Annotated in this window: 18 protein-coding genes; 6 read left to right on the top strand and 12 right to left on the bottom strand. The window is 29.7% G+C overall.

From position 1 onward, the window contains the following. Positions 1–1,489 (top strand): DNA translocase FtsK (locus ACTT83_RS05715; protein ID WP_440919137.1); only part of this gene is annotated, 1,489 nt, incomplete at its 5' end. Continuing rightward, a complete protein-coding gene (locus ACTT83_RS05710) occupies positions 1,486–2,034 on the top strand; it encodes a LolA family protein (RefSeq protein ID WP_440919136.1) in 549 nt (182 codons plus the stop codon). The genes ACTT83_RS05715 and ACTT83_RS05710, both read left to right, overlap by 4 nt. Position 2,035: 1 nt before the next feature. Here ACTT83_RS05710 and ACTT83_RS05705 read toward each other — a convergent pair whose 3' ends face one another. From ACTT83_RS05705 to hisB, 8 genes are read right to left on the bottom strand one after another with little or no spacing between them, the layout of a single operon-like run. After that, positions 2,036–2,539 carry a GNAT family N-acetyltransferase gene (locus tag ACTT83_RS05705; RefSeq protein ID WP_440919135.1) on the bottom strand — a complete coding sequence of 168 codons (504 nt, stop codon included), beginning with the start codon at positions 2,537–2,539 and terminating at the stop codon, positions 2,036–2,038. Continuing rightward, positions 2,536–2,901, bottom strand: coding sequence for a histidine triad nucleotide-binding protein (locus tag ACTT83_RS05700; RefSeq protein WP_440919134.1), 366 nt, complete (start codon positions 2,899–2,901; stop codon positions 2,536–2,538). The genes ACTT83_RS05705 and ACTT83_RS05700 overlap by 4 nt, the downstream gene beginning before the upstream one ends. Then, positions 2,898–3,242, bottom strand: coding sequence for a hypothetical protein (locus tag ACTT83_RS05695; RefSeq protein ID WP_440919133.1), 345 nt, complete (start codon positions 3,240–3,242; stop codon positions 2,898–2,900). The genes ACTT83_RS05700 and ACTT83_RS05695 overlap by 4 nt, the downstream gene beginning before the upstream one ends. Continuing rightward, complete coding sequence (gene hisE / locus ACTT83_RS05690; protein ID WP_440919132.1) at positions 3,235–3,516, bottom strand: phosphoribosyl-ATP diphosphatase; 282 nt, start codon at positions 3,514–3,516, stop codon at positions 3,235–3,237. Before hisE ends, ACTT83_RS05695 begins: the two co-directional genes overlap by 8 nt. A 1-nt stretch (position 3,517) precedes the next feature. Continuing rightward, entirely contained in the window at positions 3,518–4,273 is a 756-nt protein-coding gene (gene hisF, locus ACTT83_RS05685) for an imidazole glycerol phosphate synthase subunit HisF (protein WP_440917003.1), read from the bottom strand. Beyond that, the gene (gene hisA, locus ACTT83_RS05680; RefSeq protein ID WP_440919131.1) at positions 4,266–4,982 is read right to left on the bottom strand and encodes a 1-(5-phosphoribosyl)-5-[(5-phosphoribosylamino)methylideneamino]imidazole-4-carboxamide isomerase; all 717 of its coding nucleotides are present in this window, start codon (positions 4,980–4,982) and stop codon (positions 4,266–4,268) included. The genes hisF and hisA overlap by 8 nt, the downstream gene beginning before the upstream one ends. A gap of 5 nt (positions 4,983–4,987) precedes the next feature. After that, positions 4,988–5,614, bottom strand: a complete 627-nt coding sequence (gene hisH / locus ACTT83_RS05675) for an imidazole glycerol phosphate synthase subunit HisH (RefSeq protein WP_440919130.1) — start codon at positions 5,612–5,614, stop codon at positions 4,988–4,990. Positions 5,615–5,619: 5 nt separating this feature from the next. Then, a complete protein-coding gene (hisB, locus tag ACTT83_RS05670; protein WP_440916998.1) occupies positions 5,620–6,210 on the bottom strand; it encodes an imidazoleglycerol-phosphate dehydratase HisB in 591 nt (196 codons plus the stop codon). A gap of 91 nt (positions 6,211–6,301) precedes the next feature. On the opposite strand from hisB, the gene hslV reads away from it, so the two are divergent. Together hslV and hslU are read left to right on the top strand one after the other, a co-directional pair. Then, positions 6,302–6,817: an ATP-dependent protease subunit HslV gene (hslV, locus tag ACTT83_RS05665; protein ID WP_440916997.1), complete on the top strand. Its 516-nt coding sequence runs from the start codon at positions 6,302–6,304 to the stop codon at positions 6,815–6,817. Continuing rightward, a complete protein-coding gene (gene hslU, locus ACTT83_RS05660) occupies positions 6,817–8,190 on the top strand; it encodes an ATP-dependent protease ATPase subunit HslU (protein WP_440919129.1) in 1,374 nt (457 codons plus the stop codon). Before hslV ends, hslU begins: the two co-directional genes overlap by 1 nt. Before the next feature lie 7 nt (positions 8,191–8,197). On the opposite strand, the gene ACTT83_RS05655 is transcribed toward hslU, so the two are convergent. The 3 genes from ACTT83_RS05655 to ACTT83_RS05645 are packed head-to-tail and all read right to left on the bottom strand — an operon-like array spanning position 8,198 to position 10,083. Further along, positions 8,198–9,034 carry a sulfotransferase domain-containing protein gene (locus ACTT83_RS05655; protein ID WP_440919128.1) on the bottom strand — a complete coding sequence of 279 codons (837 nt, stop codon included), beginning with the start codon at positions 9,032–9,034 and terminating at the stop codon, positions 8,198–8,200. A 41-nt stretch (positions 9,035–9,075) separates the two neighbouring features. Beyond that, entirely contained in the window at positions 9,076–9,486 is a 411-nt protein-coding gene (locus tag ACTT83_RS05650; RefSeq protein WP_440919127.1) for a Smr/MutS family protein, read from the bottom strand. Next, positions 9,487–10,083, bottom strand: coding sequence for a Tim44/TimA family putative adaptor protein (locus ACTT83_RS05645; protein WP_440919126.1), 597 nt, complete (start codon positions 10,081–10,083; stop codon positions 9,487–9,489). A 57-nt stretch (positions 10,084–10,140) separates the two neighbouring features. Between ACTT83_RS05645 and ACTT83_RS05640 the strand changes: the two genes are divergently transcribed. Both ACTT83_RS05640 and ACTT83_RS05635 read left to right on the top strand, forming a co-directional pair. Further along, positions 10,141–10,566, top strand: coding sequence for an FxsA family protein (locus ACTT83_RS05640; RefSeq protein WP_440916992.1), 426 nt, complete (start codon positions 10,141–10,143; stop codon positions 10,564–10,566). Next, complete coding sequence (locus ACTT83_RS05635) at positions 10,550–10,972, top strand: protein-export chaperone SecB (RefSeq protein WP_440919125.1); 423 nt, start codon at positions 10,550–10,552, stop codon at positions 10,970–10,972. Before ACTT83_RS05640 ends, ACTT83_RS05635 begins: the two co-directional genes overlap by 17 nt. Here ACTT83_RS05635 and dnaQ read toward each other — a convergent pair. Next, a complete protein-coding gene (gene dnaQ, locus ACTT83_RS05630) occupies positions 10,969–11,631 on the bottom strand; it encodes a DNA polymerase III subunit epsilon (RefSeq protein ID WP_440919124.1) in 663 nt (220 codons plus the stop codon). The two genes, ACTT83_RS05635 and dnaQ, sit on opposite strands and share 4 nt — an antisense overlap. Positions 11,632–11,730 lie beyond the last annotated feature (99 nt).

Genomic DNA, 11,730 nt, shown 5'->3' with positions numbered 1-11,730 from the left:
TACAAATAAAGATGAACTTATAAACGAATTTATTCCTCAGGATGAAATAAAAGACATAATACAGGAAGATTTACCGTTTATTAAAGCTGAAAATAATAGGTCTACAAAAACGAAATTTTCTCTGCCCTCAATTGATTTGTTAAAAACTCCAACCAAAAAAGAAAGAGAAAATCTTATTAAAAATGAAAATAATAATCCAGAATTTTTAGAAAAAATTCTCTTAGATTTTGGTGTTAATGGAAAGATTAAAAAAGTTAGTCATGGTCCAGTAGTTACTTTAAATGAATTTGAACCTGCTGCGGGTATCAAAGTTTCTAAAATAATCAATCTATCTGACGACATTGCAAGAAATACAAGCTCAGAGTCAGCACGTATAGCCACCATTCCAGGAAGTAATACCATAGGTATAGAACTTCCAAATTTAGACAGAGAGAATGTATATCTCAGTGAAATTTTAGATAATTCAAGCTTTAAAAAGAAAGAAGTCAAATTACCTATTGCTTTAGGAAAAAATATTTCTGGCTCTCCAATTATCGGAGACTTGTCTACAATGCCTCATTTGCTTATTGCTGGTACCACGGGCTCAGGAAAATCTGTTTGTATCAATACAATTATTTTGTCTCTTCTTTACAAGCATGCTCCGGAAAGATGTAAATTTATTTTAATTGATCCTAAAATGTTAGAGCTTTCTGCTTATGAAGGTGTCCCACACTTGCTTTGTCCAGTTATCACTGAGGCAAAAAAAGCTGCTTCAGTTCTTGGTTGGGTAGTTAAAGAAATGGAAAGCAGATACAGACTGATGACCAAAGAAGGTGTCAGAAATATTGATAGCTATAATGCAAAACATAAACTACCAATGCCATATATTGTTGTAGTAGTTGATGAAATGTCTGATTTGATGTTGGTAGCAGGAAAAGAAATTGAAAATTATATTCAAAAGTTGTCCCAGATGGCTAGAGCTGCAGGTATACATATTATCATGGCTACTCAAAGACCTAGTGTTGACGTGATTACAGGTACTATCAAAGCAAATTTTCCAACCCGAATTTCTTTTCAAGTCACCTCTAAAATAGACAGTAGAACAATTTTAGGTGAACAGGGAGCTGAGCAATTATTAGGAAAAGGAGATATGTTATATATGTCATCCGCAAATAGAATTGTAAGAATTCATGCTCCATTTGTCTCAGACACTGAAATTGAGAAAATTAACAACTTTTTAAGAGCCCAAGCAGAACCTGACTATGTGGACGAAATCTTGAACTTTGCTGACGAAAAAGAATTGAATGAATCAAAAAATCAAGGTGAAAAAGACGAATTATATCAAACAGCAGTCGAAATAATTAAAACGGAAGGGAAGGCCTCAACTTCATTTTTACAAAGAAAACTTCAAATTGGATATAATCGAGCTGCAAGAATAATTGATATGATGGAGTCTGAGGGAATAGTTAGCAAAGCAAATCATGTTGGGAAAAGAGATGTTCTTAAATGAAAAAACTATTTTTTATCATAGTTTATTTTTCCATAATTTCTAGTGTTTCTGCATCAATAAAAGAAAATATAATAAAGAAGTTCGCAGATATTAAAAATGTATCATTTGATTTTGAACAAAATATTAACGGCAAAATTGAAAATGGCAATTGTGTAATTGAGTATCCAAAAAAAATTTATTGTAGATACAATTTAAGCAATCAGAAAGTTTTAGTTGCAAATGGAAAATCGTTAGTAATAAAAACATTAAGTAGTTATTATTTTTATCCACTCGAAAAAACCCCTCTAGATACAATACTTAATAAAGAATATTTATTAAAAAAAATAAAAAATTTAGATCAAAGAGAAATGGGTGATGATCTTATAAACTTTAATTTTGTAGAAAATGAAAATGAGATAAATCTGTTTTTTGATAAAAAAACTTATAACTTAATTGGGTGGCAAACAGTAGATATTTATCAAAATGTAAGTATTACCTATCTTTCTTCAATTAAAAGGAATCAAAAATTGAAAAAAGAAATTTTTAAACTTCCTCAACAAAACTAATTTAAATTACAACAGTTTCTGTTTTAAAAACCTTCATGCCTCTCGCAATATAATTATTTAACGCATTTTTATGATCTAATGAACATGTATGGACCCAGACTCTTTTAGGTTTTTCTTTAAAAGAATTTTTAATAGCTGCAGATAATAGATATGAACCTAATTTTTTATTTTGGTATTCTTCCAGTAAACCCAGATATGCGATCTCAACTTCATTTTTATCTGTGTGTAATATTAATTCAAAATAACCTGCTAGTTCATCTTTATCCTTCAATACATAGGTTTTAACTTTTTTATCAGAAACATAGCCCAGCCATTGTTTTTCACTCCACACTAATCGGTCTACCCAATGATGACTTTTACCAATATTTTTATAAAAAAATTTATTTAACTGAAAATCAACTGGGTCAACTAAATTTATCGAATAATGGTCTGATAAGTTTGTAGAGTCCTTTAGATCTTCCAAATAAGATATTTCTAAATAATTTCTTTCTACTTTTTTATTCACTGCACCATCTTACCAACTGGTTCACCACCGAATAAATGAAAATGAAGATGGGGTACTTCTTGACCACCATGCTCATTAATATTTGCTAAGGCTCTGTATCCTTTACCTGTATCTACTGAAATACCTAGTTTTTTTGCAACTATATTGATACCTTTTAACAATCCAACCATCTCATCTGAAGAAGCATTATTACTAAAATCATCTAAATCTATATATTTTCCTTTTGGAATTACTAGTGCGTGAATTTTTTTTTGAGGATTGATGTCGTGAAAAGATAATACAAAATCATCCTCATAAATTTTTTTGCAAGGAATTTCACCCCTTAGAATTTTTGCAAAAATATTATTGTCATCATACATCATTCCAAAACTTTCAACTCCTCGTTGATACTGATTATTTTTCCACCTCTTATGTTGGCATCAACCACTGCACACTCATAATATGCAAAAGATGTTTCCTCTGCTATCCGCTTCATATCTAAACATTTAGTCTCATTTTTAACTAACAAATGTTCATTTAATCGAGGAGGATTACCCAAATACATCATTAAAGCTATAACTTCCCCTTGTCTCTCAAAATCAGCTGACTCTTCTAATACAGCGATCCTGTCGGAAACTCCTATCTCAAAATCTGTGAAAGCTTCATAACCTTTGTAAAGACCATAAATAACTAATAAAATTAAAACAAATTTTACTTTACTCATTAGATTTTCTTCTTTTTTCTAACTCACTTTCAATTTCTTCAATCTTAATATTATTTGCCTCAAGATAAATTATCAAATGATAAAATACATCAGCAGCCTCATGTATTTTGTTAGTATCTTTATCTACAGCCTCAATAAGTTCATTTATTTCCTCTAGAACTTTTGATTTGCTTAGTGATTTATCTGATAACAATTTATTAGTATAAGATCCATCAATTGGCTTTTCTTTTCTTTCACGCGCTAGTTTAAACAGATTTTCTAGTGTACTTAACATTCTAAATTCTAACAGGAATTCCTTTTGAGTCCAAATATTCCTTAGCCTCTTGGACTGAATGTTTTCCATAGTGAAATATTGAGGCTGCTAAAACTGCACTAGCATTTCCTAATTTAATTCCATCAACCAAATGATCTAAATTACCAACCCCTCCTGATGCAATTAAAGGTATATTCACATTTGATGCAATATTATTCATTAATTCAACATCATAACCTATTTGTGTTCCATCTCTATCCATAGAGGTGACTAATAACTCTCCTGCCCCATTATCTTCCATTTTTTTAGCATACTCTAAAGCATCAAGACCACTATTGTTTCTACCTCCATGGGTAAATATTTCCCACTTATCACCATTCTTCTTTGCATCAATTGCAACAACAATACATTGTGAACCAAACTTTTTTGAACTTTCTAAAACAACTTTTGGATTTTCAACAGCTGCAGTATTAATAGATACTTTATCGGCACCACAATTTAACAATTTATTTATATCCTCTACACTTCTTACTCCACCACCAACAGTTAGAGGGACAAAACATTTTTTTGATGTTCTCTCCACTACATCATAAATTGTATCTCTATTTTCATTAGAAGCTGTAATATCTAAAAAACATATTTCATCTGCTCCTCCATCAGAATAAATTTTGGCTTGTTCAACTGGATCCCCAGCGTCTTTCAAATCAACGAAGTTAATCCCTTTAACTACACGCCCATTTTTAACATCTAAACAAGGAATAATTCTATTTTTAAGCATCTTCTTTAACCAATTCCTCTAACTTTATATCTCCATCATAAATAGCTTTGCCAACAATTACACCCTCAATATTTTTTAAAGTTTTGGCTTTTTTAATGTCATCCATTGATGACACACCACCAGAAATAATAACCGGACAATTTGATTTCACCGCAACTTTTAATGTCTCCTCAAAATTTGGGCTCTGTTTCATACCATCTCGATTAATATCTGTATAAATCAATCTGCTAATACCATAGCCATTTACTTGTTTTAAATAATCCAAAGTTAATTGATTAGAATTTTCCCTCCAACCAGATACTGATAAAAATCCATCTTTAGCATCCAAACCTAATGCAATTTTGTTTGGAAATTTTTCGCACGCTTCTTTTAGAAAACTTTTATTTTTTATTGCAGCACTGCCTAATATTACTTTTTCAACTCCAATATCAATATATTTTTTAATACTTTCAAAGTTTCTAATACCTCCACCAACCTCAATTTTGAGATCAAATTTACTTACTATATCTTGGATGATATCTAAATTAGTCGTTTCGCCAGTTAAAGCTCCATCCAAATCAACTATGTGTAAATTTTTAAATCCATGATCTTTATAATTACCAGCTTGTTCAACTGGAGACATTTCATACTCAGTTTTACTATTAAAATCTCCTTTAACTAACCTCACACACTTTTTGTCTTTGATATCAATTGCTGGAAATATCTTCATTTAATTTAAAGATTCATAAAATTATCAATTATTTTAAGACCCAATTTATCACTTTTCTCCGGATGAAATTGTGTACCAAAAATATTTTCCTTTTCTACTGCGCAAACTATATTCGATGAATAGTCCGTAGTTGCAGAAATTGTATTTTTATCATTTGGAATAAATTCATAACTATGCACAAAATACATGTGCGAATTATTTTCTATATTTTTAAAGATCTTATCTCTCTTTAAAATATTTATTTGGTTCCACCCTATGTGAGGAAGTTTAAACTTTCCATTTTGATTGTTTATTTTTGTGACTTTACCAGAAATCCAACCTAAACCTTTGGTTTCTACTTCTTCATAACCAATATCAGCAAACATTTGTAAACCAACACAAATTCCAAGAAGTGGTTTTTTATTATTAATTGTAAATTCATTTAAAGCTTCTTTTAGACCATTAATTTTATTTAAAGCATCTACACAGCTTTTAAATGAGCCCTGCCCTGGTAAAACTACTTTATCACTAGACTTAATTTTATTTAAATCAGCAGTAACCTCAATATTTACTTTATCTTTGGCTACTTCTTTAAAAGAGTTTATTACCGAGCTAATATTGCCCGAGTTGTAATCAACGATAGTAACTTTCATTAATTTTATAATGAGCCTTTAGTAGAAGGAATTGATTTTCTATTCCTAGGATCTATCTCTAATGCAGCTCTTAATGATCTTGCTAATCCTTTGAAACAAGACTCAATTATGTGATGACTATTATCACCATAAATATTTTCTACATGCAAAGTAATTCCTGCTGCTTGAGAAAAAGCTTGAAACCATTCTTTAAATAGTTCTGTATCCATCTCACCAAGCTTTTCGACTTTTAATTTTACTTTCCAAATTAAATAAGGCCTGTTCGAAATATCAATCGCAACACGCGATAAAGTTTCATCCATAGGTATCATTGCATGTGCGTATCTTCTAATACCAACAGATTTTTTTAATGCTTTTTTCAAAGCTTCACCGATTGCTATACCTGTGTCTTCAGTTGTGTGGTGAAGATCAATGTGTGTATCTCCTTTAGCTTTTATACTCATATCAATTGAAGAATGCTTGGATAGCTGCTCAAGCATGTGATTAAGAAATCCTATGCCAGTATCAATCTTATACTTGCCCTTACCATCAATGTTGAGATCAACACTTATACTGGTCTCTTTTGTTTTTCGACTAATTTTACCTTTACGCTTCATAATTAAAAAGAGGTATACATATATTATCCAAATATGGCAATAATACTAAACCTGGGCTTGAACTATGAAATTTAGTATCCATTTATAAGCTATGACAACGATTGTTTTAGTTAGAAAAAATAATGAAGTGGTAGTAGCTGGCGACGGTCAAGTAAGTATGGGAAATACTGTTGTTAAAAGCACTGCGTCAAAAGTAAGAAAAATTGAGAAAAGAGATGTTGTTGCTGGATTTGCAGGTTCCACTGCAGATGCTTTAACTTTATTTGAGAGATTAGAGGCAAAAATAGAAAAGCATGCGGGTAACTTATCTAGAGCTGCTGTTGAATTAGCAAAAGATTGGCGAACTGATAAATATTTAAGAAGACTTGAGGCACTTATGGCTATTGGTGATAAAGATAATAGTTACATTATCTCTGGAACTGGAGATGTGCTAGAGCCAGAAGGCGATGTAATTGGAATTGGTTCAGGTGGAAATTATGCTTTAGCAGCTGGAAAGGTTTTAATGGGTACTGACATGAGTGCTGAGGAAGTGGCAAAAAAAGCTATTGAAGTTGCTTCAGAAATTTGTGTTTTTACGAATAATAATATTAAAGTTGAAAAAATATAATGGAAAAATCTAACGTCACACCGCTTGTCCCTAAAGATAAAAATTCAAAAGATAATGAGAATTTAGTTAGCTCATTATCACCTAGAGAAATAGTTTCAGAATTAGACAGATTTGTTGTCGGCCAAAATAAAGCAAAAAAAGCTGTTGCTGTAGCTCTAAGAAATAGATGGAGAAGGCAAGCTTTAAAAGGTGAAATGAAAAATGAAGTATTGCCCAAAAATATACTTATGATTGGACCAACTGGTGTTGGTAAAACTGAAATTTCTAGAAGACTGTCAAAACTTGCTGAGGCTCCATTTGTCAAAGTTGAAGCTACGAGATTTACCGAAGTTGGATATGTGGGAAGAGATGTTGAACAAATTGTAAGAGATTTAATTGAAATTGCTATTTCAATGGAAAAAGTAAAAAAAAGAAAAGAAGTTTATGCTAAAGCACAAAAGATGGCAGAGGAAAAAGTTTTGGATGCTTTGGTTGGAAAAAAGGCAAGTACAGCTACTAGAGAGAGCTTTAGAAAAAGATTAAGAGATGGGGATTTAGATAACAATGAAATTGAAATAGCTGTAAGTGATACTGGTGGGAGTGGTACTTCTTTTGAAATCCCAGGTATGCCTGGAGCAAATGTTGGCATGATCAATATTGGGGAAATGCTTGGAAAATCGATGGGCACAAAAGAAAAAAAGAAAAAAATGACTGTGAAAGAGTCCCATGAAATTTTAATTAATGATGAGTCAGATAAATTAATTGAACAGGACAAAATTATTAAAGCTGCAAAAATTTCAACAGAAAACAATGGAATAGTTTTTTTAGATGAAATTGATAAAATTTCTGGCAGAACTGATAGAGTTGGAGGAGATGTATCTAGAGAAGGTGTACAAAGAGATTTGTTGCCTCTTATCGAAGGAACAACAGTAAATACGAAATATGGTCCTATTAAAACAGATCATATTTTATTTATTGCATCAGGAGCTTTTCAGCTTGCTAAACCCTCAGATTTACTGCCTGAGCTACAAGGCAGATTGCCTATAAGAGTTGAGTTAGAAGCTTTAACAAGTGAAGACTTTAAAAGAATTTTAAAAGAGCCAGACTATAGTTTGATTAAGCAATATGTAGCATTATTAAAAACAGAAAATGTAGATTTAGAATTTGCAGAAGATGGAATTGACACAATTGCAAATATAGCATCTGAAGTAAATGCAACTGTTGAAAATATTGGTGCAAGAAGATTGCATACAATTATTGAAAAGATACTGGATGAAATTAGTTTTACTGCAACTGACAGAGCTGGAGAAAAAATTATAATTAATAAAGAATACATTGATAAAAACTTGGATACACTTGTTAAAGACACTGATCTATCAAAATTTATTCTTTAAAAGTACATTAAAGATAATTAAGCTCTTTCATCTCATCACCTAATTCTTTCTCTAATTTATTTTTTATTTTTTCGTCTAAAATTTTTTTCCAATCATTTTTAATACCCATATTAAAAAACCTGATTTTTTTGCCTGTTTTTTTATCCTCCTTTGCCTCAGTAAAACTTTCTTTAGCCTCCATTGTCTGCAGGTTTTCAAATCCTGTTGATTTTATACTATTTTCAAATTTTTCTTTGTCGTAAGTAAATTTTACACGACCAAGATGAGCAATAAATTTTAGAATGTTTAAAAAAGTTTTTTCAGTATCATTTATCAAATCCTCATACCTCACCAGCAAATATTTATTAAATCTTCTAAAAACTTTCCATGAATTATAGTGAAATTTCCATGAGCCCAGATAAGTTGTGCAGTGTCTGGCATCTTTAGGAAGAACTTGGTGTGATAGTAAACATTCGAGAGACTCATGTGGAGTTTTTTGAAAATGGTGTGAGTATGAACATACTACATTCCTTGGATCTCTAACTATATAGATTACACCAAGCGTGTTATGCCGATCTGTAAATTTGAATGTTTTGGTGTTCATAAAACAACTATGTGTTTTTAAAAATCTTATAGTATCCTTTTTATTAAATATTTTTTGCGAATTAATATAATTTTTGTACATCTCCTCATCATTATTTATATCAACACCTATTTGTTTAAATAACGATTTAGCTGGGAATTGTTTTATATTTTTTAGTAATTCAAAATTAAAATTCCCATCTTTAGAAAAAATATATGAGGATAATAAAGATCTTAAAAGCGTATTTCCACTTTTTGGATATGATGCCAACCAAACTATCATTTAAAATCATTATATGTCTAAAATATTTTTAAATATATAGATTATTTCTTTTTTAAAAAAATATAAAAAGCTCCAGCTCCCCCGTCTGCTATACTCGCTTCACTTATATTCGAGATCATTTTCATTAACTCTGAATTATTTTTCAAAAAGTCAGGTATAGAATATTTTAAGATCCCTAAATCTTTAGATACATACGGATCCTTTTCATTTTTAGAATGAAGACCTTTACCAGTAACAATAATTAATTTATGGACTTTATCTTGATAAGATTTTTTAATAAAATTTTCAATAATTTGATTTGCTTCATCAAGGGTTTCACCATGAAGGTCTAATGATCTTGTTTTTTTAACTTTTATTTGTGCTTGAGAATTATCCTTATTGGGTAATTTTTGTTTGTTTGACAAAAAATCATTCCAAGTTTTTTTATCTTTTTCTGAAATTTTACTATTCACTTAATTGAGAGTATTAACCAACAACCAATTAGGATTGTTGGATCTCATATCTCTTGAAAATGTCCAAGTATCATAGATAGTTTTAATTTTATCAGGACTGCCTGAAATAATTTTTTTTTCTTTATCTCTGATACATGTAATTATCTCACTTACAAAATCTACAGTAACCTGAAGAGCTTTGTCGATTTTTTTATGTTCTTTTATGTCTGCTGATTTTATTCCAATAAATGTTATTTCGGCATAATGGCCTCTGTTGCCTCTTTCTTTAAGAGCCTTATTAAACTCATCATAAATTTCTTTACTCAGTAAAGGTTTGCTAGCTATTAATTTGTTATCATTATCGCTAAAATCAGTTATGATAGTTTCATAAGCAATTTTCGCTCCTTTTAAAAATTCACTTTGAGCTTTTTTATCAAAATTCTCCTTTTGATTTAAACTACTTTCTTTTTGAACTTCTTTTAAAATTTCTTGAAATTGTTGCGGATTTTTTCCCTCGAAGCCGGTCCTTTTTCCAAGAATACCTCTTAGTCTCAAAAAAATAAATCCAGCTATCATGGCTAACAATATAATATCAATGTATTCAAAACTATAATTCATAACGATAATTTAATTACTCTGTTGAATAATTTCAACTAGCAATTAGATTAAAGACAAATGAACTCAGTATTAATTGCCCTAATCTTAGTCCCAATCATAGAGATTTATCTCTTTATTAAGATTGGTGGCCAAATAGGTGCGTTTAACACGATATCACTAATATTTATAACAGCAATAATTGGTGTGATTTATGCAAGATACGAAGGTTTAAATACTCTTAGATCTGGTTTTTCACAATTGATTAGAAATGAAGCGCCTGTATATGAGATAATATCTGGTGCTGCTATAGCTTTTGCGGCCTTATTATTAATAGTTCCTGGTTTTGCTACTGACTTATTTGGATTTCTTCTAATTTTTCCTTTAACAAGAAAATTATTTTTTGGAAAAATTATTAAAAAGTTTAAGAGTGAGACAAAAATTAAAAAACCATATATAGAAGGTGAGTTCGAAGATATTGAGGAAGATGATGAGCGAAAACTATAAAATTATGAGCAAGTTTATAAAAGATATCTCTGGTGAAACACCCAACGTTGAGACCTACTTGTATGTGAAAGACTTTATTTCAAAATATCAACTAAATATAGAAATTAACTCAAAACCTTTGAAGGCACAATTTATTGAAATTAACACTATGTTAAAGTTCCATGATAATACTGAAAGCAAAAAAAAATCTCATTTTGAAATGACCTATACTTCTGTAATTAAACTAAATAAAAATATCAAAGATAAAAAAATTCTTCAAAAAATAATTTTATGCGATGTTCAAAACGAAGTTTATCCTGATATAGAAAAAGCATTACTCAATCTTTTACATACTTCAGGTTATCCAAATATTAAATTTGAAAAAAAAGTTGATTTTGAAGAACTTTACAATAAAAAATTTAATTAAAAAAAATTTTTTTTTAAATTAGTCTTTAAATATTGTTCGTGATTTCTTTTTTCTTCCTCACTAGGTTTAATAACTTTTTTAAAATACAAAGTATTTGTTTTTAACTTTTGATTATTATCATTGACTTCATTACTAAAATCTAATTTTGGTTCCTTCTGATCTATCAAATTAATATAAACTTTTGATAATAAATCACAATCAATTAGAGCGGTATGTTTTTCTCTTTTAGAATTATCTATTTTATATCTTTTACAAAGAGCATCTAAGCTATTAGATGATCCTGGAAATTTATCTCTAGCTAAAATAACAGTATCTACAATTTCATTATTAATTAAATCTTTACCTGCTATTTTCAGCTCATTATTTAAGTGTGATAAATCAAATTCAGCATTATGAATAATTAGTTTTTTTCCTTTAATATAAAATAAAAAATCATCTGCTATTTCTTTAAATCTTTTTTTATCAGACAAGAATTCATCCGTATATCCATGAGTTTCAAAAGCTTTTTCAGAAACTTTTCTCTCAGGATTTAAATAACAATGAAAATTATTATTTGTAGGAATGAAATTTTCCAATTCAATGCATCCAATCTCAACGATTCGGTGACCCTCTTTAACAGACAATCCGGTTGTTTCTGTATCTAAAATTACTTCCTTCATTTAATGTATTTGCTTTAGAATATATTTTATCTGTTTTTTTATAAATCCATTTGTAAAGTTATTTTTTATAATAAATTTTGATTTTTTTTTTTTATAATC

Origin of the sequence: Candidatus Pelagibacter sp. (assembly GCF_052049775.1) — a bacterium.
In the GTDB taxonomy this organism is placed as follows: domain Bacteria; phylum Pseudomonadota; class Alphaproteobacteria; order Pelagibacterales; family Pelagibacteraceae; genus Pelagibacter.
The sequence above is the reverse complement of the archived record's forward strand: the minus strand, read 5'-3'. Positions and strand labels throughout refer to the sequence as shown.